Annotated in this window: 24 protein-coding genes; 19 read left to right on the forward strand and 5 right to left on the reverse strand. The window is 73.4% G+C overall.

Annotated elements, in window-relative coordinates; genetic code table 11:
• Positions 1-3 precede the first annotated feature (3 nt).
• Genes tsaB through tsaD form a run of 3 tightly spaced genes read left to right on the forward strand, consistent with a single transcriptional unit; the run spans position 4 to position 2137 of the window.
• A complete protein-coding gene (tsaB, locus tag IE331_RS02805) occupies positions 4-642 on the forward strand; it encodes a tRNA (adenosine(37)-N6)-threonylcarbamoyltransferase complex dimerization subunit type 1 TsaB (RefSeq protein WP_192140276.1) in 639 nt (212 codons plus the stop codon).
• Entirely contained in the window at positions 639-1097 is a 459-nt protein-coding gene (rimI, locus tag IE331_RS02810; protein WP_192140278.1) for a ribosomal protein S18-alanine N-acetyltransferase, read from the forward strand. Before tsaB ends, rimI begins: the two co-directional genes overlap by 4 nt.
• Positions 1094-2137, forward strand: coding sequence for a tRNA (adenosine(37)-N6)-threonylcarbamoyltransferase complex transferase subunit TsaD (gene tsaD, locus IE331_RS02815; protein WP_192140280.1), 1044 nt, complete (start codon positions 1094-1096; stop codon positions 2135-2137). Before rimI ends, tsaD begins: the two co-directional genes overlap by 4 nt.
• 38 nt (positions 2138-2175) lie before the next feature.
• On the opposite strand, the gene IE331_RS02820 is transcribed toward tsaD, so the two are convergent.
• Together IE331_RS02820 and IE331_RS02825 are read right to left on the reverse strand one after the other, a co-directional pair.
• Complete coding sequence (locus IE331_RS02820) at positions 2176-3411, reverse strand: hypothetical protein (protein WP_192140282.1); 1236 nt, start codon at positions 3409-3411, stop codon at positions 2176-2178.
• Positions 3408-3932 (reverse strand): SigE family RNA polymerase sigma factor, encoded by a 525-nt coding sequence (locus IE331_RS02825; protein WP_192140284.1) that lies wholly within the window; start codon positions 3930-3932, stop codon positions 3408-3410. Before IE331_RS02825 ends, IE331_RS02820 begins: the two co-directional genes overlap by 4 nt.
• Before the next feature lie 162 nt (positions 3933-4094).
• On the opposite strand from IE331_RS02825, the gene IE331_RS02830 reads away from it, so the two are divergent.
• From IE331_RS02830 to IE331_RS02840, 3 genes are read left to right on the forward strand one after another with little or no spacing between them, the layout of a single operon-like run.
• Positions 4095-5177: an S-(hydroxymethyl)mycothiol dehydrogenase gene (locus IE331_RS02830; RefSeq protein WP_192140286.1), complete on the forward strand. Its 1083-nt coding sequence runs from the start codon at positions 4095-4097 to the stop codon at positions 5175-5177.
• Positions 5177-5794: an MBL fold metallo-hydrolase gene (locus tag IE331_RS02835; protein ID WP_192140288.1), complete on the forward strand. Its 618-nt coding sequence runs from the start codon at positions 5177-5179 to the stop codon at positions 5792-5794. The genes IE331_RS02830 and IE331_RS02835 overlap by 1 nt, the downstream gene beginning before the upstream one ends.
• Before the next feature lie 37 nt (positions 5795-5831).
• Positions 5832-7475 (forward strand): glycoside hydrolase family 3 protein, encoded by a 1644-nt coding sequence (locus IE331_RS02840; protein WP_201930949.1) that lies wholly within the window; start codon positions 5832-5834, stop codon positions 7473-7475.
• A 78-nt stretch (positions 7476-7553) separates the two neighbouring features.
• Here the strand turns inward: IE331_RS02840 and IE331_RS02845 are convergent, their stop codons facing one another.
• Positions 7554-8738, reverse strand: coding sequence for a class I SAM-dependent methyltransferase (locus IE331_RS02845; RefSeq protein WP_192140290.1), 1185 nt, complete (start codon positions 8736-8738; stop codon positions 7554-7556).
• Positions 8739-9032: 294 nt separating this feature from the next.
• Between IE331_RS02845 and groES the strand changes: the two genes are divergently transcribed.
• Both groES and groL read left to right on the forward strand, forming a co-directional pair.
• The gene (gene groES / locus IE331_RS02850) at positions 9033-9326 is read left to right on the forward strand and encodes a co-chaperone GroES (RefSeq protein ID WP_192141656.1); all 294 of its coding nucleotides are present in this window, start codon (positions 9033-9035) and stop codon (positions 9324-9326) included.
• Positions 9327-9415: 89 nt separating this feature from the next.
• The gene (gene groL / locus IE331_RS02855) at positions 9416-11038 is read left to right on the forward strand and encodes a chaperonin GroEL (protein ID WP_192140292.1); all 1623 of its coding nucleotides are present in this window, start codon (positions 9416-9418) and stop codon (positions 11036-11038) included.
• A 111-nt stretch (positions 11039-11149) separates the two neighbouring features.
• Here the strand turns inward: groL and IE331_RS02860 are convergent, their stop codons facing one another.
• On the reverse strand, positions 11150-12661 hold the full coding sequence (locus IE331_RS02860; protein WP_192140294.1) for a glycosyltransferase family 39 protein: 1512 nt from the start codon (positions 12659-12661) through the stop codon (positions 11150-11152).
• 161 nt (positions 12662-12822) lie between these two features.
• Here IE331_RS02860 and IE331_RS02865 point away from each other — a divergent pair, with 161 nt between their 5' ends.
• From IE331_RS02865 to IE331_RS02900, 8 genes are all read left to right on the forward strand, one after another.
• On the forward strand, positions 12823-13707 hold the full coding sequence (locus IE331_RS02865) for a GNAT family N-acetyltransferase (protein WP_201930953.1): 885 nt from the start codon (positions 12823-12825) through the stop codon (positions 13705-13707).
• A 47-nt stretch (positions 13708-13754) separates the two neighbouring features.
• Positions 13755-15257: an IMP dehydrogenase gene (guaB, locus tag IE331_RS02870; RefSeq protein WP_192140297.1), complete on the forward strand. Its 1503-nt coding sequence runs from the start codon at positions 13755-13757 to the stop codon at positions 15255-15257.
• Position 15258: 1 nt separating this feature from the next.
• Positions 15259-16365 (forward strand): GuaB3 family IMP dehydrogenase-related protein, encoded by a 1107-nt coding sequence (locus tag IE331_RS02875; RefSeq protein ID WP_192140299.1) that lies wholly within the window; start codon positions 15259-15261, stop codon positions 16363-16365.
• Positions 16362-17174 (forward strand): carbon-nitrogen hydrolase family protein, encoded by an 813-nt coding sequence (locus IE331_RS02880; protein ID WP_192140301.1) that lies wholly within the window; start codon positions 16362-16364, stop codon positions 17172-17174. Before IE331_RS02875 ends, IE331_RS02880 begins: the two co-directional genes overlap by 4 nt.
• 57 nt (positions 17175-17231) lie before the next feature.
• Positions 17232-18956, forward strand: a complete 1725-nt coding sequence (locus IE331_RS02885; protein ID WP_192140303.1) for a glycerol-3-phosphate dehydrogenase/oxidase — start codon at positions 17232-17234, stop codon at positions 18954-18956.
• Between the two features lie 139 nt (positions 18957-19095).
• A complete protein-coding gene (locus tag IE331_RS02890; protein WP_192140305.1) occupies positions 19096-20805 on the forward strand; it encodes a CapA family protein in 1710 nt (569 codons plus the stop codon).
• A 28-nt stretch (positions 20806-20833) separates the two neighbouring features.
• Positions 20834-21373: an AAA family ATPase gene (locus tag IE331_RS02895; RefSeq protein WP_192140307.1), complete on the forward strand. Its 540-nt coding sequence runs from the start codon at positions 20834-20836 to the stop codon at positions 21371-21373.
• Positions 21374-21586: 213 nt separating this feature from the next.
• Positions 21587-22951 carry a choice-of-anchor B family protein gene (locus IE331_RS02900; protein ID WP_192140309.1) on the forward strand — a complete coding sequence of 455 codons (1365 nt, stop codon included), beginning with the start codon at positions 21587-21589 and terminating at the stop codon, positions 22949-22951.
• A 78-nt stretch (positions 22952-23029) separates the two neighbouring features.
• Here IE331_RS02900 and IE331_RS02905 read toward each other — a convergent pair whose 3' ends face one another.
• The gene (locus IE331_RS02905) at positions 23030-23599 is read right to left on the reverse strand and encodes a dienelactone hydrolase family protein (protein ID WP_192140311.1); all 570 of its coding nucleotides are present in this window, start codon (positions 23597-23599) and stop codon (positions 23030-23032) included.
• A 67-nt stretch (positions 23600-23666) separates the two neighbouring features.
• Here IE331_RS02905 and IE331_RS02910 point away from each other — a divergent pair, with 67 nt between their 5' ends.
• From IE331_RS02910 to IE331_RS02920, 3 genes are all read left to right on the forward strand, one after another.
• Positions 23667-24230 (forward strand): ArsR/SmtB family transcription factor, encoded by a 564-nt coding sequence (locus tag IE331_RS02910; protein WP_201930955.1) that lies wholly within the window; start codon positions 23667-23669, stop codon positions 24228-24230.
• 46 nt (positions 24231-24276) lie between these two features.
• A complete protein-coding gene (locus IE331_RS02915) occupies positions 24277-24612 on the forward strand; it encodes a glyoxalase superfamily protein (RefSeq protein WP_192140313.1) in 336 nt (111 codons plus the stop codon).
• A 70-nt stretch (positions 24613-24682) separates the two neighbouring features.
• A complete protein-coding gene (locus IE331_RS02920; RefSeq protein WP_192140315.1) occupies positions 24683-25276 on the forward strand; it encodes a GNAT family N-acetyltransferase in 594 nt (197 codons plus the stop codon).
• Positions 25277-25300: the final 24 nt, after the last annotated feature.

Raw genomic sequence — 25300 nt, forward strand, 5'->3', positions numbered from 1 at the left:
ACCGTGCTGCTCGCCCTCGACACCTCCTCGCCCCAGGTCAGCGTCGCGCTGGCCCGTGACGCCGACGTCCTCGACGAGGCCGCCTCGGAGCAGACGATGAAGCACGGCGAGCAGCTCGCGCCGATGGTCGCCGCGCTGCTCGAGCGCACCGGGACGGACCGCGGCGAGCTCACCGCGATCGCGGCCGGCGTCGGCCCGGGACCGTTCACCGGACTGCGGGTCGGGTTGGTCACCGCCCGGACCCTCGGGCACGTGCTCGGCATCCCGGTCTACGGCGTGTGCTCGCTCGACGTGCTCGCCGCCGAGGCGGTGCTCACCGGGGACGTGGCGGAGGACTTCGTCGTGGCGACCGACGCGCGGCGCCGCGAGGTCTACTGGGCGAGGTACGGACCCCGGGCGGAGCGGCTCACCGATCCCGCGGTCGACCGGCCGCTGGACGTCGACTGGGCCGGCCCGGTCGTCGGGGAGGGGGCCTCGCTCTACCCGGCGACGTTCCCGCTGGGGCTGGCGCCGGAGCGGCCCTCCGCCGGCTGGCTGGCCCGGCTGGTCGCCGAGGAGCGGGCCACCCTGCTGGAGCCCGAGCCGATGTACCTGCGCCGCCCGGACGCGGTCGCCCCCGGGAAGCCGAAGTCGGTCTCGTGATCCGGCCCGCCGTCGACGCCGACCTCGCCGAGGTCGCCGTACTCGAGGCGTCGCTCTTCGGGGCCGACGCCTGGCCGGCGACGTCGCTGGCCGAGGAGCTCACCGGGCCCGGCCGGACCGTGCTCGTCGCCGAGGAGGAGGGCGCCGTCGCGGGCTACGCGATCGGGATGCTGGCCGGCGACGTGGCCGACCTGCTGCGTCTGGGCGTGCACCCGCACCGGCAGCGGCGGGGCATCGCGGCCGCGCTCGTCGAGGACCTGCTCGCGCGGTGCCGGGCCGGCGGTGCTGAGCGGGTGCTGCTCGAGGTCTCCTCGGGGAACGACGCGGCGCTGGCGTTCTACGCCGCCGCCGGGTTCGCCCGGGTCGACGTGCGGGGGCGGTACTACCGTGACGGCTCGGACGCGATCATCCACCACCGCCCGCTGCTGGCGGACTGCCCCGGGGAGAGGCCATGACCGAACCACTCGTGCTGGGCATCGAGACCTCCTGCGACGAGACCGGCGTCGGCATCGTCCGCGGGAACACGCTGCTCGCCGACGCGGTCGCCAGCAGCGTCGAGGAGCACGCCCGCTTCGGCGGGGTGGTGCCGGAGGTCGCCTCACGGGCGCACCTCGAGGCGATGGTGCCCACGATCGAGCGCGCCTGCGGGACCGCCGGCATCCGGCTCCAGGACGTGGACGCGATCGCGGTCACCAGCGGCCCCGGGCTGGCCGGCGCCCTGCTGGTCGGGGTGGCCTCCGCCAAGGCGCTGGCCCTCGGCCTGGGCAAGCCGCTGTACGGGGTGAACCACCTCGCCGCGCACGTGGCGGTCGACCAGCTCGAGCACGGACCGCTGCCCGAGCCCTGCCTGGCGATGCTGGTCAGCGGCGGGCACTCCTCGCTGCTGCGGGTCGAGGACGTCACCCTCGGCGTGGAGCCGCTGGGCGCGACCATCGACGACGCGGCGGGGGAGGCGTTCGACAAGGTGGCCCGGCTGCTGGGGCTGCCGTTCCCGGGCGGCCCGCACATCGACCGGGCGGCGCAGTCCGGCTCGAGCGTGTACGTCGACTTCCCGCGCGGCCTGACCTCGCGGCGCGACCTCGAGCGGCACCGGTTCGACTTCTCCTTCTCCGGGCTCAAGACCTCGGTCGCCCGCTGGGTCGAGGCCCGGGAGCGGGCCGGTGAGCCGGTGCCGGTGGCCGACGTGGCAGCCAGCTTCCAGGAGGCGGTCTGCGACGTGCTGGTGCGCAAGGCGGTGGATGCCGCGTCCGACCAGGGCATCGACGACATCCTGATCGGCGGCGGCGTCGCCGCGAACACCCGGCTGCGGGCGATGGCCACGGAGCGCGCCGCGGCCGCCGGGATCCGGGTCCGGGTGCCGCGTCCGGGGCTGTGCACCGACAACGGCGCCATGGTGGCCGCCCTCGGGGCCGAGCTGGTCGCCCGCGGCCGGGACGCCTCCTCCCTGGACCTCCCCGCCGACTCCTCCCAGCCGATCACCACCGTCGTCGCCTGACCGACCCCACACCACCTGTCCGGTAGGGGTGCGGAGGGTCAGGAGGTGAGGGCGAAGGGGAACGCGAACTCGTCGCCGCGGACGGGGGTGGCAGCGTTCTCCACCGTGCCGTCCAGCCCGATCCGGACCAGCTGCCAGGTCATGTCGGTGCTGCCATCGACCGGGGTGGCGGTGACGACCAGGATGTGGTCGTCGTCCTCCCAGCCCCACGACATGAGGGTCGCGTCCCGGGCCCCGCTCTGCAGGAGCTCCAGCACCGGGTCGTCGCCGTCGGTGAAGTCGACCGGCAGGACCGCGAGCTGCCCGGCGCCGTACCCGTCGGCGTACGCCGGACCCGCGATCACGTGCCGCTGGTCCGGGGAGAACCGGTCGAACATCAGCTCGCAGGTCTCGCCGGCGACGTCACCGTTCGGTGCCACCGTCCGCGAGCAGGTGCCGTCGTCCATGAGCTGGGTGATCGCGCTGACCCAGCCGGCCTCGGTCACGTCATTGAGCACGTAGGCATCGGTGCCCGGGTCCGGGATCGTCTCCTCGCCGTCGCGGTTGAGCGCCGCGAACGGCTCACCCTGCGGGCCGACCAGGTTGTACGCCGCGGTGTCCTCGTCGTCGACGCCGATCATCTCGGCGGTGTCCGGCATCCCGTCGCGCAGCACGGTGGTCTCCCCGTCGACGTTGTCGTGCAGCCGCAGCTCCCCGTCGGCGACGAAGAGGACCACGTCGCCGCCCTGCCCGGTCGCGAGGTTCCGCGCCGTCACCCAGGACTCGCCGGTCTCGGCACCGTCGGCGTCGAGAAGGACCGCCAGCCCCCCACCGATGCCGAGCCATCCGTCGTCGTAGCGGACGACGTCCTCGTAGGTCCCCTCCAGCCGGATGTTCTCGCCGTCGGCGGTGTGCAGCACGCTGCCGTTCTCCAGCCAGGTCACGGCCGGCACGTCGCCGATGGGCAGGTCCGCGGTGTCGAGCGACTCGCCGACCCCCACCACCGGCCCCTGGTCGGGCGGCTCCGTGGGGCCGGGGCTGACCGACGGGGGGTCCGTGGCCGGCCCGACGTCGTCGCCGGCGTTCGTGAACTGCCCGGCGAGCATCGCCATCGGCACCACGATCGCGAGCACGGCCGCGGTGCCGGCCCCGGTGAGGGCGGCACGACGGCGGCGGATCCGGGTCGCCCGGCCCTTGACGTCGGCGAGGCTCAGCGGGGCCCGGTCGAGCCCCTCCACCTCGTGGCGCATCTGTCGTCCGAGCTGTGCAGCCAGGTCGTCGTGATCGTGGTTCATCGCTCCTCCTCCCCGAGGCCGAGACGGTCGTGGGCGGTGGCTCTCAGGGTGGCCAGCGCCCGGCTGGCCTGGGACTTCACGGTGCCGACGGAGATGCCGAGGACCTCCGCGGTCTCGGCCTCGCTGAGCTCCTCGTAGTACCGGAGCACGATCACGGCCCGCTGCTTGCGCGGCAGGGTGGCCACGTGTGCCCAGAGGTCGGCGCTGCCTCCCTCGTCGTAGGAGTCGTGCCTGCCGGTCCGCTCGGGCAGCTGGTCGCTGACCAGCTCGCGCCGCTTCCAGGCCCGTCGCCACACCGAGTTGTTCTCGTTGACCAGCACCCGCCGGGCGTAGCCGTCGATGACCTCGCGCTTCTGGACCTTGTCCCAGGAGAGGTACACCTTGGCGAGCGTCGTCTGGACCAGGTCCTCGGCGCTGTGGTGGTCGCCGGTGAGCAGGTACGCCGTGCGCAGGAGGGCCGGCTGCCGCGCGGTCATCCAGGCGCCGAACTCGGCGTCCTTCGTCGACGTCGTCTCCGCCATGAGCGCCCCAGAGTGAGTTGCCGTGTGCATCGGCCCACCATCCTTCCGTACCCAAGACGCGATCCGCGCCGACGAGGTTGCATGCCCGGTCCCCGGCCGGCCTGGGGGTTCGGGGCCGTCTGCTTGGATGAGGAACGTCGTACGCCGAGCAAGGAGGACCGCATGCAGCAGGTACGCGCCGTGGTGGCCAGGGCCAAGGGGGAGCCGGTCTCGGTGGAGACGATCAACGTCCCCGACCCGGGTCCCGGCGAGGCCGTCGTGCGGATCCAGGCGTGCGGGGTCTGCCACACCGACCTGCACTACCGCGAGGGCGGGATCAACGACGAGTTCCCGTTCCTGCTCGGCCACGAGGCGGCCGGGGTCGTCGAGGCCGTGGGGCAGGGCGCCACGGTCGAGCCGGGCGACTTCGTGGTGCTGAACTGGCGGGCCGTCTGCGGCACCTGCCGGGCGTGCGAGCGCGGGGAGCCGTGGTACTGCTTCGCGACCTTCAACGCCGAGCAGAGGATGACCCTGGAGGACGGCACCGAGCTGAGCCCCGCCCTGGGCATCGGCGCCTTCGCGGAGAAGACCCTCGTCCACTCCGGCCAGTGCACGAAGGTCGACCCCTCGGCGCGGCCGGCCGCGGTCGGGCTGCTCGGCTGCGGCGTGATGGCGGGGCTCGGCGCGGCGATCAACACCGGCGGCGTCACCCGCGGCCAGTCGGTCGCGGTCATCGGCTGCGGCGGGGTCGGGGCGGCTGCGGTCGCGGGCGCCGCGCTGGCCGGTGCCAGCAGGATCATCGCCGTCGACCTCGACGACCGGAAGCTCGAGTGGGCCTCGAACCTCGGCGCCACCCACACCGTCAACAGCAGCTCCACCGACCCGGTGGCCGCGATCCAGGAGCTCACCGGCGGCCACGGCGCGGACGTCGTCATCGACGCGGTCGGCCGCCCCGAGACGTGGAAGCAGGCGTTCTACGCCCGCGACCTGGCCGGCACCGTGGTCCTGGTCGGCGTCCCGACCCCGGACATGAAGGTGCCCGACCTGCCGCTCATCGACGTCTTCGGCCGTGGCGGGTCGCTCAAGTCCAGCTGGTACGGCGACTGCCTGCCCAGCCGCGACTTCCCGATGCTGGTGGACCTCTACCAGCAGGGCCGCCTCGACCTCGACGCGTTCGTCACCGAGGAGATCGACCTGGACGCCGTGGAGGCGGCCTTCGAGCGGATGCACCACGGCGACGTCCTGCGCTCGGTGGTGGTGCTCTGATGGCGCTGCGCATCGACCACGCCGTGGTCTCCGGCACCTTCTCCCTCGACGGCGAGACCCACGAGGTCGACAACAACCTCTGGGTCGTGGGCGACGACGACGAGTGCGTGGTCATCGACGCCCCGCACGACGTCGACGCGATCCTGGAGGCGGTGGGTGGCCGGACGGTCAAGGCGATCCTGCTCACCCACGCCCACGACGACCACTGCCGGGTCGCTCCGGCCCTGCGGGACGCCGTACGCGCCCCGATCCTGCTGCACCCCGACGACAGGCCCCTCTGGGAGCTGACCCACACCGACGAGCTGTGGGACGTCGACCTGGAGGACGGCCAGAGCATCAAGGTGGCCGGGGCGTCCCTGAAGGTCCTGCACACCCCGGGTCACGCGCCGGGTGCGGTGTGCGTCTACGTGCACGACCTCGACTGCGTCTTCACCGGCGACACGCTGTTCTCGGGCGGCCCGGGTGCGACCGGCCGGTCGTTCAGCGACGCCGACGTCATCCGCGCCTCCATCCGGTCCGCGCTGTTCCGGCTGCCGCCGGAGACGGTGGTCCACACCGGCCACGGGCCGAGCACCACGATCGGCGAGGAGCAGGCGGGGCTCGACTCCGACGGCTAGCGGCAGGAGGCTTCCGCCCGCCTGCTTTCATGGAGGGATGCCCTCCCGCCCGCTGGTCGCAGCCGCTGCTGCGCTCGCGCTGCTCCTGGCAGCGTGCTCGGCACCGGCCGGGACGGATCCGACCGCGGCGCCGTCGGACGAGCGGTCCGCAACCTCCGCGGAGCCGCCGGCGGCCGCCACCCCGCAGCGTCGGGCGCCGCGCCCGGTGCTCGTACGCCGCCCCGTCGCGCCGCCCACGCCGGCCCTGTCGCCGACCCCCGAGGACGCGGACCGGGCCAGGGCCCGGGTGCAGGCCATGACCCTGCCCCAGCTGGCGGGTCAGGTGATCGTCGCCCGGTACGCCGGCCGTGGGGCGCCTGTCGACCTCGTCAGGCGGCTGCACCTGGGCGGGGTGATCGCCTTCAGCGACAATGTCTCGGCTCCGTCCGCGGCGGCCGCCGCCAACCGGACGCTGCGCCGTGCGGTCGGGCGGCCCCTGCTGATCGGCGTCGACCAGGAGGGCGGACTTGTCGAGCGGGTGCGGGGCGGGGCGACCCGCTTCCCCGCCTTCATGGCCGCGGGCGCCGCCGACGACCCCGGCCTCACCCGCGCCGCGGCCCGCGCCAGCGGCGGCGAACTGGCCGGGCTGGGGTTCGACGTCGTCTTCGCGCCGGTGGCCGACGTCACCAGCGGTCCGGGCGACCCGACGATCGGCTCCCGCTCGCCCGGGTCGGACCCCGACCTGGTCTCGCGGCACGCCCTGGCCGCCGCGCGCGGACTGGCCGCGGCGGGGGTGGTCCCGGTCGTCAAGCACTTCCCCGGCCACGGCTCGGTGCCCGCGGACAGCCACCGGGTGCTGCCGGTCCAGCGGCGCAGCCTGGCCCGCCTGCGGCAGGTGGACCTGCGACCCTTCGCCGCGGCCGTCGACGCCGGGCTGCCGGCGGTGATGGTGGGCCACCTCGACGTCGCCGCGGTGGACCCGGGGGTGCCGTCGTCGCTGTCCGGGCCGGTGCTGACCGGCCTGCTCCGGGGCCGGCTGGGCTTCGACGGACTGGTGGTCACCGACGCCCTCGACATGGCAGCCGTCCGGGACCGGGTCCGCAGCCGGGCCGTCGGCACCCGGGCACTGCGGGCCGGCGCCGACGTGGTGCTGATGCCGAGGTCGCCGGCCGCCGCCCGAGCCGGCATCGTCGGCGCCGTGCGGTCCGGGCGGCTCCCGCGCGAGCGCCTGGAGGAGGCGGCGACCCGGATGCTGGCGACGCTCGGCCACGCCGACCGGGTCCGCCCGAGGCCCACGGCGCCGGGCAGCGGCGCGGCCGCCTCCCGCCGGCTCTCCGCGGCGGCGGTCACGGTCGTGGCCGGCCCCTGCTCGGGCCGACTGGTCGGCGACGGGGTCCGGGTCCGAGGCTCCGACCCGGCCCAGGTGGCGACGTTCCGGGCTGCCGCCCGGGCCGCCGGTCTTCCCCTCGGCGCGGGCACGAACGTCACCCTGCTCGGGCGCGGTGCCGACCCGGTGCGCCGCGGGGTCGCGGTCGCCCTCGCGACGCCGTACGTCCTGGGGCGGAGCCGGGCGCCGGTGCGGATCGCCACGTTCGGCAGCACCCCGGGTGCCATGTCCGCACTGGTGCAGGTGCTGCTCGGACGGGCCCGCGCGCCCGGTCGGCTGCCGGTCGAGGTGCCGGGGGTCAGGGCCGGCTGCTGACCCGGGCCCGTCGTCCCGCCCGTCCGGGCGTCCTCGGATCGGCCTGACTCAGAGCGGCCTGACTCAGAGCGGCCTGGCTCAGAGCGGCCTGACCAGGAGCGCGGCGCCGTCGCCGGCGATCCGGGTCAGCACCAGCGTCGCCTCGTTCTCACCGCGCAGGTCGAGCCGCTTGCGCAGCTGCTCGGGCACCACGTCCACGCCCCGCTTCTTGATCGTGAGCCGGCCCACGCCCCGGGCGTGCAGCGCTGCCCGCAGCGGCCGCTCCCGGTAGGGCAGCGTCTCGAGCACCTCGTAGCCGCGGGCGAACGGGCTGCGGAACGCCTCGTCGCCGGTGACGTAGGCGATGTGCTCGTCGACCAGCCCGCCGTGCACCCCCGCGGCCACGGCCGTGACCAGCCCGGCCCGGATCACCGCCCCGTCCGGCTCGAAGAGGAACCGGCCGAGCGGGCGCACCGGCCGCGGCTCGCCGACGTACGGGTCGTCCTCCTCGGTCAGCGTCGCCAGCCCGCCCCGGCCGATCACGGTGGCGCGGCGGGCACAGGTGGCGAGGTACGACGACCACAGGGCCGCCTCCTTCACCTCGCCGCCCTCCGAGACCCACTCGGCCTCGACCCCGTCCGGCACCAGGTCGTGGGGGATGCCCGGCGCGACCTTGACCACCGCGGCCCGGGTGAGCAGCGAGCGCACGAACGACCACGGCGGCGTCCAGCCCTCGGCGTCGAAGACCCGACCCCGGCCGCCGCGGCGAGCCGGGTCGGCGAAGACCGCCCCGAAGCCGGAGACGTCGAGCTGGGTGGCGTCGGCCACCTGCACCGCCCCCGCGAGCCCGAGCGCCGCGAGGTTCGCCTCCGCGACCGCGACCCGGACCGGGTCCAGGTCGACGCCGGCCGCGGTCAGCCCGGCCCGGGCGAAGGCGATCAGGTCGCCGCCCAGGCCGCAGCCGAGGTCGACGACGCTGGCCGGGGCGGCGGCGGCCAGCCGGGCGGCGCGGTGCGTGGCGACCCGGGAGCGGGTGGCCTGCTCGAGCGCGTCCGGGGTGAAGTACATGACCCAGGCGTCGTCGCCGAACTTCTCGACCGCCCGCGCGCGCAGGCCGGCCTGGGTCAGCGCCGCCGCGGTCCGGTCGCCGTCCGGCTCCAGCCTGCGCACGGCGGCCACGGCCCGCACCGGGTCCCCCTCGGCCGCGGCGTACTCCTCCTCGGCACGGGCCAGCAGGCGCTGCCCGTCGTCGCCGAGCAGCCAGCGGAACGCCTCGAGGTCCATGGCCGCATCCTCGCAGGGGACGCCGTGGCGGTCCGTCGAGCCCCGTCGAGCCCCGACCGGCTCGGTGCCGAGGCCCGGCCCGGACCCCAGGCGAGCCACGGCACCCCCAGGCCCGCCTCTGGCACTCATCCGGCCGGAGTGCTAGCGTCTGTTCTGGCACTCTCACCCTGAGGGTGCCAGCGCTTGCACGAGGTGCGACCCCCGCGACGGCGTACCTCACCGCAGGCTCGAACTTCCCCGGAGGGCCACCCCTCCGGACCCGTCAGTCACATGGAGAAAGTGGAGGTCGACATCGTGTCGGTCAACATCAAGCCCCTCGAGGACCGCATCGTCGTGAAGCCCCTCGACGCGGAGCAGACCACGGCTTCCGGCCTGGTCATCCCGGACACCGCCAAGGAGAAGCCCCAGGAGGGCGAGGTCCTGGCGATCGGCCCGGGCCGCATCGACGACAACGGCAACCGGGTCCCGCTCGACGTCAGCATCGGCGACAAGGTGATCTACTCGAAGTACGGCGGCACCGAGGTCAAGTACGCCGGCGAGGAGTACCTCATCCTCTCCGCCCGCGACGTTCTCGCCGTCGTTTCCTGAATTCCCCGATAGTCCACGAAGTTCGAGCCGCTCCGTGCGCGGATTGACGGCTCGAACTTCGTGGACTATCTCCCTTTGGAGGAGAACCAATGCCGAAGATTCTTGAGTTCGACGAGCATGCCCGGCGGGCGCTCGAGCGCGGTGTCGACGCGCTCGCGAACGCCGTCAAGGTGACGCTCGGCCCCAAGGGCCGCTACGTGGTCCTGGACAAGAAGTGGGGCGCACCCACGATCACCAACGACGGCGTGACCGTCGCCCGGGAGATCGAGCTGGACGACCCGTTCGAGAACCTGGGTGCCCAGCTGACCAAGGAGGTCGCCACCAAGACGAACGACGTCGCCGGTGACGGCACCACCACCGCCACGGTCCTGGCCCAGGCCATGGTCCACGAGGGCCTGCGCGCGGTCGCCGCGGGCGCCAACCCGATGGGGCTCAAGCGCGGCATGGACGCCGCCGCCGACGCCGTCGGTACGGCGCTGCGCGACGCCGCCCGGGACATCGAGACCCGCGAGGACATGGCCTCGGTCGCCACGATCTCCAGCCGTGACAGCCACATCGGCGACCTGCTCGCCGAGGCCTTCGACAAGGTCGGCAAGGACGGCGTGATCACCGTCGAGGAGTCCAACACCATGGGCACCGAGCTGGAGTTCACCGAGGGGATGCAGTTCGACAAGGGCTACATCTCGCAGTACTTCGTGACCGACCCCGAGCGCATGGAGTCGGTGATCGACGAGCCGTACATCCTGCTGCACCAGGGCAAGATCTCGGCGATCAACGAGATGCTCCCGCTGCTGGAGAAGGTCATCGCGGCGGGCAAGCCGCTCTTCATCCTCGCCGAGGACGTCGAGGGCGAGGCGCTGTCCACGCTGGTGGTCAACAAGATCCGAGGCACCTTCAACGTGGTGGCCGTCAAGTCGCCGGCGTTCGGTGACCGGCGCAAGGCCATGATGCAGGACATCGCCACCCTCACCGGCGGCCAGGTGATCGCCCCCGAGGTCGGCCTCAAGCTGGACCAGGTCGGGCTCGACGTGCTCGGTCAGGCCCGTCGGGTCGTGGTGACCAAGGACAACACCACGATCGTCGACGGCGCCGGCGACAAGGCCGAGGTCGACGGCCGGGTGAACCAGATCAAGGCCGAGATCGAGAACACCGACTCCGACTGGGACCGCGAGAAGCTCCAGGAGCGGCTCGCGAAGCTGGCCGGCGGGGTGTGCGTGATCAAGGTCGGGGCCGCCACCGAGGTGGAGCTCAAGGAGAAGAAGCACCGGATCGAGGACGCCGTCTCGGCGACCCGGGCCGCGATCGAGGAGGGCATCGTCGCCGGTGGCGGCTCCGCCCTCATCCACGCGGTCGCCTCCCTCGACGGCGACCTCGGCCTCACCGGCGACGAGGCGACCGGCGTCCGCGTGGTCCGCAAGGCCGCGGACGAGCCGCTGCGCTGGATCGCCGAGAACGGCGGCGACAACGGCTACGTGGTCACCACCAAGGTGCGCGAGCTCGGCGTCGGCAACGGCTTCAACGCCGCGACCGGCGAGTACGGCGACCTCGTGGCCCAGGGCGTCCTGGACCCGGTCAAGGTGACCCGCTCCGCTCTCGTGAACGCGACCTCGATCGCCGGCATGCTGCTGACGACCGAGACCCTCGTGGTGGACAAGCCCGAGGAGGAGGACGACGCCCCGGCGGCCGGTCACGGCCACGGGCACGGCCACTGATCCACCTGGTACGACGCCTCGAGCCGCCGCGACTCCCGAGTCGCGGCGGCTCGACGTCTTTCACCCGGCAGGTCGTCGACCCGGGACGAGGGCGGGCCGAGGCGCCGACGGTCAGAGGCCCGGCCCGACCGGCGGCCGGTCGCAGTCCACGGTGACGAACGGCCGCACCGCGTCGACCTGCACCCAGATCGGCCGGCCGTCGCACGCGAAGCCGCCGACCCGGTAGTGCTGCTGCACCACGTCGGCGAGCGCGGAGCCGGCCGGCTCGTCCCAGGTGGTGAAGTCGACCCACTCGACCAACCAGGTCGGGGCCCGGTCCCCTGAGACCAACGCCCGCAGCTCGGCGTACTCCGGGTCGAGGGTGCGCATCGGCAGGCTCCAGACGTACTCGTAGGGCGAGTCGAGCCCGGAGGCGAACTGCAGGTCGGCCCGGCCGCCGAAGACCACGAGGGTGTCGCCCGGCTCGGCCGCGTCGGCGACCGCCTCGCCGGTGTAGACCGCTCCCGGCGGCTGGGAGCCGGTCAGGGTCAGCGCCGTCCAGCCCACCACGGACAGCAGCGAGGACACCGCCGCGACCACGATCACCGAGCGCATCGCCAGCCCCCGTTTCGACCTGCGGCGCAGCAGCAGGGCGGCGCACAGGGCGGTGGCCGGGACCAGCGCGAAGGCGTAGGGGCGCCAGAAGCTGCCGCTGAGCACCAGCCCGATCCCGTCGGTCAGGATCAGGGCGAGGGTGGCCGCGGCCACCGGGGGGTTCGCGGACCACTCGCCCGGGAGGTGCGCGAGGAAGCCGCCGATGATCAGGGCGATCCCGCAGATCAGGACGACCCCGGCCAACGCGGCTGCGCGGTGGGCGGGGGCGCCCGTCTCGCCGGTGACCAGGACGCCGGTGGCGTCGCTGCGGAAGCCGAGGACGGCGTACCAGAGGACATCCAGGTCGACCCCGGCGAGGACGGTCCACAGCACCGTCCCGAGCACGGGTACGGCGGCTCCGGCGGCCGCCGCGGCTCCCAGCCTGGCGAACTCCCGGCCGCTGAGGGCGCGGGTCAGCAGCGCCGCCACCAGCAGGACGCCGCCGAACACCAGCCCGCCGACCAGGTTCTGCTTCAGGCCGAGCACGGTCGCGGCCAGCAGGCCGGCGGCCGCCGCCCAGCCGGGTGAGCGTCTCTCCAGTGCCAGTAGCGAGAACCAGATGCTCGTGAGGATGACCGGGATGCCCAGCACCTCGCCCTTGGCCGCGACCGAGTCGATCATGGTGTTCGCGACGACGGCGGCGGTGGCGACGGCCGTCCAGCCGGCGGTGCGGGGGCCGGCCACCAGCCGGGCGACCCCCGCGGCGCTGATCACGGCCACCAGGCAGCCGAGCGCGGCCACGAACCGCAGCAGCAGCGGGCCGCCGAGGTCGTCGCAGAGCCGGACCAGGCCGATCAGCAGGGGTGGCCGGTCGACGAAGTAGGGCCCGTAGAGACTGTCCGGCTGCGGCGACCAGGCCCGGGCGACCAGGGTGAAGCCGGCCTCGTCGGGTCGGACCGGCCAGAGCGACCCCGGGAAGCGGAGCAGGAACGCCGCCACCGCCGCCGCCGCGACGACCCGTGTGGTGGGGTCGCGCAGTGGGAGGGTCACGGCGGTCATTGTCCACCACCGATCCCCGTCCACGACCGGGAATTTGCCGGCCGGAAACATCCGCGCAGCCGGCGTGCAACGTGCACCAGTCAGGATCCTTCAGGACGCGACGAGCGGGCCCGGTGCGGGCCCTGGCGAGGGGGAGTCGGATGTTGTGGAGGGTGCGGACGACGTTGCCGGACCGGCCGGGGGCGCTGGCGGTGCTGGCCGGCCACTGCGGCGCGGCCGGGGTCAACATCCTCGGCCTGCAGGTCTTCCCGGGCGTGGAGGCGGTGACCGACGAGCTGGTGCTGCAGGTGCCGACGGGGTGGGGTGAGCGTGAGCTGGTGCTGCTGGTGGAGGGCTCCGGGGGGCGAGGTGTGCGTGCGGTGCCGTGCACCGAGGGGGCGCTGGCCGACCAGCCCACCCGCTACGTCCAGGCGGCCCGCAGGATCCTCGCGGAACCGGCGGGGTTCCCCGAGGTCGTCGCGCGGCTCCTCGACGGAGAGCCGGACCGCGCCGTGGCGTCCGACGACGGGCAGGACTCGATGGAGCTGCGCGTGGACGACGTCCTCGTGCAGCTGCGCCGGGCCGCGCCCTTCACGGCGACCGAGCACGCACGGGGTGCGGCCCTGGCCGAGCTGGTGACGGACGTGCTGGCGCGGGCTCGCGACGGCGTACTCCGGGAGCCGGCGGCAGGCCGGGCGGGTGCCGGGGCCGTGCCGGACTACGTCGTCGAGGGGTCGTCGGTGTCCGCGGTCGCCGGGGGCAGGGTCGTGGGCCGGGCCGAGCTCCGAGCCGGCACCGCGGAGCCCGGCGTGCACGAGGTCACGCTGCGTGTCGACCCGGTCTGGCAGCGCCGCGGCATCGGCACCCGGCTGCTCACCGACGTCGCCCGGCTGGCCAGCGGCCTCGGCGGCGCGGAGATCGTGCTGACCACCGATGCCGGCAACCAGGCAGTGCTCCCGATGGTCCTGGCGGCGGGCCTGCGCAGCCGGATCCGGATGGCCGCCGACCGGCTGGTGGTGCGGATCCCGGTCCACGAGCTCAAGCCGTTGCGGGTGTGACCCGGAGGGGCGCCGCCGCGGGGGACGGCCGTCGATAGGATGGGAGGGTGGAGCTACCAGACAAGTTCGCCGCCCTCGGCCTGACCTACGACGACGTGCTGCTGCTGCCGGGCGAGTCGGACCTGGCACCGTCGGAGATCGACCCGACCTCGCGCCTGACGCGGGAGATCTCGCTGAAGGTCCCGCTGGTCAGTGCCGCGATGGACACCGTCACCGAGTCCCGCATGGCGATCGCCATGGCCCGGGAGGGCGGCCTCGGCGTCCTGCACCGCAACCTCTCGCTCACCGACCAGGCCTACCAGGTCGACCTGGTCAAGCGGACCCAGACCGGCATCATCTCCAACCCGGTGACGATCGGGCCGGACGCGACCCTGGAGGAGCTCGACCAGATCTGCGGCCAGTACCGCGTCTCCGGTCTCCCGGTCGTCGACGGCGAGTCCCGGCTGCTGGGCATCATCACCAACCGCGACCTGCGGTTCACCCCGGTCGCGGAGTGGGCGACCACCAAGGTCGACGAGATGATGACGCCGATGCCCCTGGTCACCGGGCACGTGGGCATCTCCCGCGATGAGGCCACGCTGCTGCTGCGCAAGCACAAGCGCGAGCGGCTCCCGCTGGTCGACGACCGGGGTCGGCTCGCGGGGCTGATCACGGTCAAGGACTTCGTCAAGAACGAGCAGTACCCGCACACCTCCCAGGACGCGGACGGGCGGCTGATGGTCGGCGCCGCCGTCGGCTACTTCGGCGACGCCTGGGAGCGGGCCACCACGCTGGTCGAGGCCGGCGTCGACGTGATCGTGGCGGACACCGCGCACGGCCACGTCCGGCTGCTGCTGGAGATGGTGCACCGGCTGAAGACCGATCCCGCCACCCGGCACGTGCAGGTCATCGGCGGCAACGTCGCCACCCGCGAGGGCGCCCAGGCGTTCGTCGACGCCGGTGCCGACGCGGTCAAGGTCGGCTTCGGCCCCGGCTCGATCTGTACGACGCGCGTGGTCACCGGCTGCGGCGTACCCCAGATCACGGCCGTCCACGAGGCCTCCCTGGCGTGCCGGCCGGCGGGCGTCCCGGTGATCGCCGACGGCGGGCTGCAGCACTCCGGTGACATCGCCAAGGCGATCGTGGCCGGCGCGGAGTCGGTCATGGTCGGCTCGCTGCTCGCCGGGTGCGAGGAGTCCCCCGGGGAGCTGGTCTTCGTCAACGGCAAGCAGTACAAGGCCTACCGCGGCATGGGCTCGCTCGGCGCGATGTCGAGCCGCGGCAAGAAGTCCTACTCCAAGGACCGCTACTTCCAGGCCGAGGTGTCCAGCGACGACAAGATCGTCCCTGAGGGGATCGAGGGCCAGGTCGCCTACCGCGGTCCCCTCGCCGCGGTCGCGCACCAGCTGGTCGGTGGCCTCACCCAGTCGATGTTCTACATCGGCGCCCGCACCGTCCCGGAGCTGCAGGAGAGGGGTCGGTTCGTCCGGATCACCTCCGCCTCGCTCAAGGAGAGCCACCCGCACGACATCCAGATGACCGTCGAGGCCCCCAACTACGCAGGGCGATGAGATGACCGAGATCGAGATCGGCCGTGCCAAGCGCGCCCGCCGCGCCTACTCCTTCGACGATGTCGCGATCGTGCCCTCCCGGCGCACGCGCGACCCGGAGGAGGTGAGCGTCGCCTGGCAGATCGACGCCTACCGCTTCGAGCTGCCGGTGCTGGCGGCGCCGATGGACTCGGTGATGTCGCCGTCGACGGCCATCGCGTTCGGCAGGCTCGGCGGCCTGGGCGTGCTCAACCTCGAGGGCTTGTGGACCCGCTACCAGGACCCGCTTCCGCTGCTGGAGGAGGTCTCGGAGCTGCGCGGGGTCCAGGCGACCCGCCGGATGCAGGAGATCTACGAGGCCCCGGTGCAGGCCGAGCTCATCTCGGCGCGGCTCGAGGAGGTCCGCGCCGCCGGGGTCACCGTCGCCGGCTCCCTCTCCCCGCAGCGCACGAAGGAGTTCGCCAAGGTCGTCGTCGACGCCGGCGTCGACATGTTCGTGATCCGGGGGACCACGGTCTCCGCGGAGCACGTCTCCTCCCAGGCCGAGCCGCTGAACCTCAAGGAGTTCATCTACGAGCTCGACGTGCCGGTCGTCGTCGGCGGCTGCGCGACGTACCAGGCCGCCCTGCACCTGATGCGCACCGGCGCCGCGGGTGTGCTGGTCGGCTTCGGCGGGGGAGCGGCGCACACCACCCGCACGGTGCTCGGGGTGGCGGTGCCGATGGCCTCCGCCGTCGCGGACGTGGCCGCGGCCAGGCGCGACTACCTCGACGAGTCGGGCGGCCGCTACGTGCACGTGATCGCGGACGGCTCCATCGGCCGGTCCGGCGACATCGCCAAGGCCGTCGCGTGCGGCGCGGACGCGGTCATGGTCGGCTCGCCGTTCGCGCGCGCCAGCGACGCGCCCGGTCACGGTTTCCACTGGGGCGCCGAGGCGCACCACGCCGACCTGCCCCGTGGCGAGCGCGTCGAGTTCGGCTCGGTCGGCACGCTGGAGGAGATCCTCTTCGGTCCCTCGCGGGTCGCCGACGGCACGATGAACCTGATCGGTGCCCTGCGCCGGTCGCTGGCGACCACCGGCTACACCGACCTGAAGGAGTTCCAGCGGGTCGAGGTCGTCGTCGAGTGACCTCGCCCGGGGTGCTCCGGGTGGCGGCGGCCCAGGCCGTCTCCGTCAGTGGCGACCTGGTCGCGAACGTCGCCACCGCCGCGCGGATGGCCGGCCGGGCGACCGACCGGGGCGCCCGGGTGGTGCTGCTGCCCGAGGCGTTCCTCACCGGCTACGACCGGGCCGCGTTCGGTGGCCCGCTGCCGGCGGCCGACGACCTCGAGGGCGCCTGGCTCGACCCGCTGCGCGAGGTGGCGCTGACCCGTCGGGCCTGGCTGCTGGTCGGTACGCCGCTGGCTCGGGGGCCGGTGCGGACTTTGTCGCTGCTGCTGGTGACGCCCGACGGCACCGTGACCGCGCCGTACGACAAGCAGCACCTCTCCGGCCCGGACGAGACCGACTTCTTCGACCGCGGCGACCACGGGGCCACGCTGAGCGTCGACGGCGTCGTCCTCGGGCTGAGCATCTGCTACGACGGCTCGTTCCCCGAGCACGCGCGGGCCGCCGCGGACGCAGGTGCCCACGCCTACCTCAACCCGGCGGCCTTCTTCCGGGGCGCGGAGCACCGGCGCGACCTCTACACCGCCGCCCGGGCCCTCGACAACGGCATGTACGCCGTCCTCGCCGGGCTCACCGGCCGCTGCGGATCGGGCGACTTCAGCGGCGGGTCCGCGGTCCACGACCCGGAGGGACGGCCGCTCGGCAGGCTCGGGGACGAGGAGGGCGTCGTCGTCGCCGACATCGACCCCGCCGTCGTCGAGGCCACCCGGGCCGCGCACCCGATGCTCGCCGACCGCACTGCCGACCTGGGTCGGGTCCTGCGCTGCTGACCGGCCATCAAGCAGCCACGGGCTGACCGTCCGCAGCGGCGCTGACACACTGGAGCCATGAGCCCGTCCAGCGCACTCGGCCCGGATGCCCGCACCGACGCCCTCGCGGCCCTGGCCGCCACCTCGGGCGGTGACGCGGACCTCGACGTGCTGGTCGTCGGCGGCGGCATCGTGGGCGCCGGCACCGCACTGGACGCGGTCACGCGGGGCCTGAGCACGGCCCTGGTGGAGCAGCGTGACCTGGCCAGTGGCACCAGCAGCCGCAGCAGCAAGCTCGTCCACGGTGGCCTGCGCTACCTCGAGATGCTCGACTTCGGCCTGGTCCGGGAGGCCCTCCAGGAGCGGGGGCTGCTGTTCACCCGGCTCGCCCCGCACCTCGTCCGCCCGGTGCCGTTCCTCTACCCGCTGCACCACACCTGGGAGCGCCCCTACGTCGGTGCCGGGCTGGCGCTGTACGACGCCATGGCCATGGCCGGGACCTACGACATGGGGGTGCCGAAGCACCGGCACCTGTTCCGCCGGCAGGTGGCCAGGATGGCGCCGGACCTGCGCACCGACGAGCTCACCGGTGCGATCCGCTACTACGACTGCTCGGTCGACGACGCCCGACTGGTGGCCACGATCGCCCGGACCGCGCGCAGTCACGGGGCCCACGTCACGACCCGCACGAAGGTGGTCGGCTTCCTGCGTGAGGGCGAGCGCGTCGTGGGCGCCCGGGTCCGCGACCTCGAGGACGGTCGGGAGATCGAGGTCCGTGCCCGGGTGGTGATCAACGCCGCCGGGGTGTGGACCGACGAGATCCAGGAGCTCGTCGGCGGCCGCGGTGCACTCAACGTCCAAGCCAGCAAGGGCATCCACCTGGTCGTCCCGCGCGACCGGATCCGCTCCGAGGCCGGCTTCATCACCCGGACCGCCACCTCGGTGCTCTTCGTCATCCCGTGGGGTCGGCACTGGATCATCGGCACCACCGACACCCCCTGGGACCTCGACAAGGCCCACCCCGCGGCCAGCCGCCGCGACATCGAGTACGTCCTCGACAACGTCAACGCGATCCTCCGGGAGCCGCTCGACCACGACGACGTGGAGGGCGTGTACGCCGGGCTCCGCCCCCTGCTGACCGGGGAGTCCGAGCCCACCAGCCGGATCAGCCGCGAGCACACCGTGGTCACGCCGGTGCCCGGCCTGGTCCTGATCGCCGGCGGCAAGCTCACGACGTACCGGGTGATGGCGAAGGACGCGATCGACGCCGCCGCGCACTCGCTGTCCACCACGGGGGGCGCGGTGCGCGAGTGCATCACCGACCGGGTGCCGCTGGTGGGCGCCGAGGGCTTCGAGGCCCGGGGCAACCAGCGGGTGGCGCTGGCGCGGCGCAGTGGCCTGCACGTGGCCCGCATCGACCACCTCTTGGGCCGGTACGGCGACCTGGTCGACGAGGTGCTGGCGCTGATCGCGGACCGTCCCGAGCTCGGTCAGCCGCTGACCGGCTGTGAGGACTACCTGGCGGCCGAGGTCGTCTACGCCGTCAGCCACGAGGGGGCGCGGCACCTCGACGACGTGCTCACCCGGCGGACCCGGATCTCGATCGAGACCTTCGACCGGGGCTGCGCCGCGGCCGGCCCGGCCGCAGCGCTGATGGCGGGGGTCCTCGGCTGGGACGAGCGACGCACGGCCGAGGAGGTCGACCACTACCTGCGTCGGGTCGAGGCCGAGCGGCAGAGCCAGGAGAAGCTCACCGACCAGGAGGCCGACGAGGCTCGGGTGCGGGCGGCCGACATCGTCTGAGCCCGGTCAGGCCCGGTCAGGCCCGGTCTGGTCCGGGCCGCGGCGGCTCAGCCCCGCGAGGGGACGCCCGCCGCTCACCACGCCCTCGGGCGGGGTCAGGGACTAGCCTTGAGGGGGCGGGCGATCGGGGAGGCCGGCTGTGCTGCAGACCAGGAGGGCGACGGCAGGCGTGGCGCTGTGTGCCGCGCTGGCGGGGGCCGCCTGCGCCGGCTCCTCCGGCCCGCCCGGCGCCGGAGTGGCAGGGGCGCCCGCGGTGCTGACCGGAGCCTCGGACCAGCCGCCGCCCGCCGGTGGAGCCGTCACCCTGGCCTTCGCCGGCGACGTGCACTTCGAGCTTCACCTGGCCCGGCTCCTGGCCGACCCCGGGGCAGGTCTCGGTCCGATCGACCGGGTGCTGGCCGGAGCCGACGTCACGGTGGTGAACCTGGAGTCGGCGGTGACCACCCGCGGCAGCCCTGCGCGCAAGGGGCTCGAGGTGCCGAAGGAGCGCTACCACTTCCGCACCTCACCCGCCGCGCTGGACCTGCTGGCGGCCGCCGGAGTGGACGCCGTCTCGATGGCCAACAACCACGGCGCCGACTACGGGCTCCGCGGGGTCCGGGACACCCTGCGCGCCGAGTCCGGCAGCCCGGTCGCCGTGATCGGGATCGGCCGGAACCGGCGGGAGGCCTTCGCGCCGTACCGGACCACCGTCCGCGGCACCGAGATCGCCGTCGTCGCGGCCGACGCGTCCACCCGTGAGGGTGCCAGCACGCTGTGGGGGGCCACCGACCACGAGCCCGGGACCGCCGCCGCCCGCAGACCGCGCCCGCGGGTGCTGCTGAACCAGGTGCGGCGGCTCGCACGGACCGCCGACGTGGTGGTCGTCCACCTCCACTGGGGCCGCGAGTACGACGCCTGCCCGACGCCTCTGCAGCGGACGATGGCGAGGGCGCTGACCCGGGCGGGGGCCGACGTGATCGTCGGCAGTCACGCGCACCGGCTGCTGGGCTCCGGGTGGCTGCCGGGCGGCAGCTACGTCAACTACGGGCTGGGCAACTTCGTCTGGTACCACGACCGCGCCCCCCGGACGGGGGTGCTGAGGCTCCGGGTCGTGGACGGCCGGGTCGTCCAGGACCGGTGGGTCCCGGCGCTGATCCGGCCGGACGGGACGCCCGAGCGCCTCACCGGGGCCGCCGCCCGCCGCGCCCGGGCCCAGCACCGAGCGAGCCGCACCTGCGCCGAGGTCGCCGCCGCGCCCGGACAGGAGGCGGCCCGCTTCGAGTCGTCGATCCGCCGGATCGGCCCGGCTCTGAGGCAGCGGATGCGCTCCTCCCACGGTGCTCGGTGCCCCCTCGACCACGAGGACCTGCGCCACCTCCGGGTGAGCCACGTCGGGTTCGACGGCCGGGTCCAGACCGGCGAGCTGGTGGTGGCGGCGAGGCAGGCGAAGGCCGTCGTCGACGTGTTCCGGACGCTGTTCCGAGCCGGCTACCCGATCCGCCGGATGCGGCTCGTGAGCGAGTACGGCGGCAGGGACGCCCGGTCGATGGCCGCCAACAACACCTCCGCCTACAACTGTCGTCGCGTCGCCGGGACGCGGCGCTGGTCCGACCACGCCTACGGCCTCGCGATCGACATCAACCCCGTCCAGAACCCGTACCTGCGCGACGGCGCGCCGGTCGCCCCGCCGGCCGGTCGCCGGTTCGCCGGGGCCGGGCGATCCGAGACCGCGGACCCTGGGTGGGGTGTGATCCACGCGGGTGACCCGGTGACCCGGGCATTCGCTGCCGTCGGCTGGCAGTGGGGTGGGCGCTGGGCCGAGCCGGACTACCAGCACTTCTACGCGCCACGGGGCGCCCGTCGATGACGTGCCGATCGCTCGGTGGGGCGTGCCGATGAGGCGACCGACGCTGTTCCTGACCGTGGGACTCCCGGGAACCGGCAAGACCACGGGTGCCCGGAGCATCGAGGCCGAGCACGGCGCGCTCCGCCTGACGAAGGATGAGTGGATGAAGGCCCTCTACGGGGCCGAGAACCCGCCGTCGGCCTCCGATGTCATCGAGGGCAGGCTCATCGAGATTGGTCTGCGAGCTCTCGGGCTCGGGGTGGACGTCGTCATCGACTTCGGGCTCTGGGGCCGCGACGAGCGCACCGCTCTGCGGCGGGCCGCGGCCGACCTCGGAGCGGCGGTGGAGCTGCGCTACTTCGAGCTCACGCCGGCCGAGCAACGCAGACGGCTGGAGCGGCGCCAGGCGGAGGCACCGCACACGACGTGGCAGATGTCCGACGAGGAGCTCGCCACGTGGGCCGGGACCATCACCGTCCCGACGCCCGGGGAGCTCGACGGCAGCGAGCCGATCGACGACCCGCCGGAGGGATTCGCCACATGGGACGACTGGCGTGCCCATCGCTGGCCCCCGTCCGTCGGCGAGTGATCCGGCCGCGGACGGAGGTGAACGCCTGATAAGTCGACCTGGCTGCCGGTCCGGACGCCGCGCACGCCACGTGGAGAAGTCGATGTGACGGGGTTCACACCGCCGGCCGGGCGGCCTAGGTTGAAGGGAACCGATGGCGAGCGCTGGTCACCGCCGACGGCACCTTTCTCGAGCGGGACCGCACGTGCGGCTCGCCCCGACGAAAGGTCAGACATGAAACCACGATTCCTCGTGGCGCTTGTCGCCTCCCTCTCGCTGGTCCTGGCGAGTGGTGCGGCCTTCGCCCACGACGACGGCAAGGGTTTCGTCGCCCCGCCCTCCTTGGAGATGCAGCACCGGGAGTTCCTGGGCGTCAAGGCGTCGAACGCCCAACCGGACAGCAACGCCCCGAAGGGCTTCGCCCCGTGCGTCAACGGGATGGCGGCCGAGACGTATCCCTGCAAGAAGGTCGACATGATGAGTCACCTGTCGCTCGCCGACCTCGGACTCACCTTCGGCAACGACCTGTGGGGTTGGGTCGACCCCGCCACGGGCAAGGAGTACGCCCTCATGGGAGGCGCCGAGGGCACGGTGTTCGTCGACATCACCGACGCCAAGCGCCCCGACGTGGTCGGCATCCTGCCGACGCACACCACCGGCGCCTTCATCTGGCGCGACATCAAGGTCTACGCGAACCACGCCTACGTCGTCTCCGAGGACCCCGGGCACGGGATGCAGGTCTTCGACCTCACCCGGCTGCGCGGCGTCACCGGCGACCCGGTCACGTTCACCGAGGACTTCGACTACCAGGGCATCGGCGGCAGCCACAACCTGAACATCAACGAGGACACCGGCTTCGCCTACGTCGTCGGCGCGCACCCCGACGAGCGCGGCGACGCCGCCTGTGAGGGCGGGCTGCACATGGTCGATCTGAGCGACCCGGCCGCTCCGGTCTTCGCCGGCTGCTGGGCCGGCGACGGCTACATCCACGACACCCAGTGCGTGGTGTACGACGGTCCGGATGTCGCCCACCGGGGCAAGGAGATCTGCGTCAACTCGGCGGCGACGTTCAACGACTTCACTCCCGAGGGGATCATCAACACGGTGACGGTCACGGACGTGACCGACAAGTCGGATCCGGTCAGTCTCAGCAGCTTCGAGTACGACACGGACGGCTACAGCCACCAGGGTTGGCTGACGCCGGACCAGAAGTACTTCCTGCACAACGACGAGCTCGACGAGCTGTTCCACGGCGTCAGCACGACGACGCGGATCTTCGACGTGCGCGACCTGGACGACATCTCGGTGTCGGCGACGACGGACAACGGCAACCCGTCCATCGGCCACAACCAGTACACCGAGGGGAAGCGGGTCTACGCGTCGAACTACACCAGCGGCCTGCGGATCTTCGACTCCACCAAGGTGGGCGCCGGCGCTCTCCCCGAGCTCGGCTACTTCGACACGTACCCGGAGAACGACAGCACGTCGTTCGACGGTGGCACGTGGAGCAACTACCCCTACTACGACTCACGCTCGGTCGCGGTGAGCACGTCGGAGCGCGGCCTGTTCGTGCTCCGGCCGAAGGGGAACCTCGGCTGAGGCGGCGACCTGTCCCGGGTCGGCGTACGGCTGGCTCCCAGCCTGCGCCGACCCGGCCCCACCGCGGCGCCGGGTCACTCAGACGGAGGCGAGGAAGGCCCGCACCCGGTCCCTGAGCAGCGCGGCCGCCTGGGGGTCGTAGGCCGGGAGCGAGGAGTCGGCGAAGAGGTGCTGGTCGCCGGGGTAGACGAACAGCTCGGCGGCCGCGGTGGACTCGGCGAGCTCGCGTGCGGCGGGCAGGTCCTCGTCGAAGAACTCGTCCCCGTCCTTGCCGTGGATCTGCACCGGCACCCCCGTCGGCCAGGCGTCGCCGAACTCCGTGACCGGGAGGCAGGAGTACATCAGCAGCGCCCCTCGGGCGCCGGGCCGTGTCTGCGCGAGGTCCTGGGCGATCGTCACGCCGAAGGAGAAGCCGACGTAGACGAGGTCGGGGGAGAGGTCGTCGGCCGCGGCGATGCCGCGCTCGCGGATCGCGTCGAGGCCGCTCTCGCGCGCGAAGCCGAAGCCGGCCTCGATGCTGTCGAAGGTGTGGCCGTCGAACAGGTCGGGCGTGTGCACGGTGTGCCCGGCCTGCCGCAGGTCGTCGGCGAAGGCTCGCACACCGTCGGTCAGGCCCTGGATGTGGTGGTAGAGCAGCACCTCGGCCATGTCAGCGACCTTCCCCGAGTATTGATCGAAACTTATGGAACATTCCATGATGCTAGTCTGATCCGTCGTGGCGGACAACCCCCCGGACTATGAGCTGGCCGAGCGGATGGCCCTGACCCGGCCTGCCCAGGTCAAGGCCATCGGCCACCCGCTCCGCACCACGATCCTCCAGCTCCTCCACGAGCGGGCGGCGACGGTCACCGAGCTGGCGAGCGCGATCGGGCGCCCGAAGAGCACGGTCGCGCACCACGTGGACGTGCTCGCCCGCAACGGCCTGCTCCGAGTGGTGCGGACGAGGAGGGTGCGGGCCATCGAGGAGCGGTTCTACGGGCGCACCGCGCGCATGTTCCACGTGGCGGCGGAGCCGGCGGCCGCCGGTGAGGAGATGCCGGTCGACTTCAACGACTTCGAGGTCGCCGCCCGCGAGTCCGGGCAGGCCTTCGAGCAGGGGAGGCTCTGGGGCTTCATCCGGCACGCGCGCATCTCCGAGGACCAGGCCTCCGAGTTCTGGCACCGGATGGCCGAGCTGGTCGCGGAGTTCGACCGGATGCCGAGGTCCGGCCATGACGTCTACGGCTTCGCGGTCGGCATCTATCCCACCGAGCACCCGACCCTCCCCGCGGTGGAGTGACCGCGCCGGGACGGTGCGCCGGCCGCGGGCCGGCTAGAGTCGTCGGATGGACGAGCAGGTGGTGCCGGTCCTCCGTGCCACGGACGCGGCGAGGGCGGTCGCCTGGTACCGGCGGCTCGCGTTCGTCCAGGAGTGGGAGCACCAGTTCGGGCCCGGCTTTCCGCGGTTCGTCTCGGTGGCGCGTGGAGACGTGCGGCTCTACCTCTCGGAGCACCAGGGCGATGCCCGGCCGAACACCTTGATCCACCTCTACGTCCGGGACATCGACGCGGTGTCCGGTGAGTTCGATGTCCCCGTCGACGAGGAGGGGCTGGCCGGGCGGGAGTGCGAGCTCGTCGACCCGGACGGCAATCGGCTGCGCATCGCCACGCCCCGCCCCTGACCGGCCGGCGGCCTCCGTGCCCCGGGCCCGTTCGCCGTCCTGGCGTCCGGCTGGCCACTACAGTCGTGACATGCCGCACTTCACGTGGCTCCCGGCCAACCAGGCATCGACCGAGGACGTCGAGGCGGTCTTCGCCTCGGGCGGTGCCCGCACGTGCCGCTGCCAGGCGATGAAGGTGCCGGGCTGGATCTGGCGCGACACCACCCAGGAGCAGCGGGACGTCGCGCTGCTGGAGCAGACCGCCTGTGGCAGCACCGGACCGACGTCCGGGCTGATCGGGTACGTCGACGGCGAGGCGGCCGGGTGGGTCGCGGTCGAGCCACGGGAGAACTACCCCAGGCTATGGAGCCGGAAGCAGGCGTGGACGCGGATGGACCCCGAGCTCGAGGGCGTCTGGTCGGTCACCTGCTTCGTGGTGCGCAAGGGCAGTCGCCGGTCGGGGCTGACCTACGAGCTCGCCGGCGCCACCGTCGAGTACGGCGAGCAGGTCGGCGCCCGCGTGCTGGAGGGGTACCCGATCGAGCCGGCACCGGGCAGGTCGGTGATCTGGGACGAGGCGTCGGTCGGGCTGCTGCAGGTCTTCCTCGAGGCCGGCTACGAGGTGGTGGCCTCGCCCACCCTGCGGCGGCGGGTCGTGCGGCGACGGCTGGGCGACCGCCCGTGACCAGTGGCCCGACGTCGGCAGGCG

It is taken from the genome of Nocardioides donggukensis (assembly GCF_014842875.1).
In the GTDB taxonomy this organism is placed as follows: domain Bacteria; phylum Actinomycetota; class Actinomycetes; order Propionibacteriales; family Nocardioidaceae; genus Nocardioides; species Nocardioides donggukensis.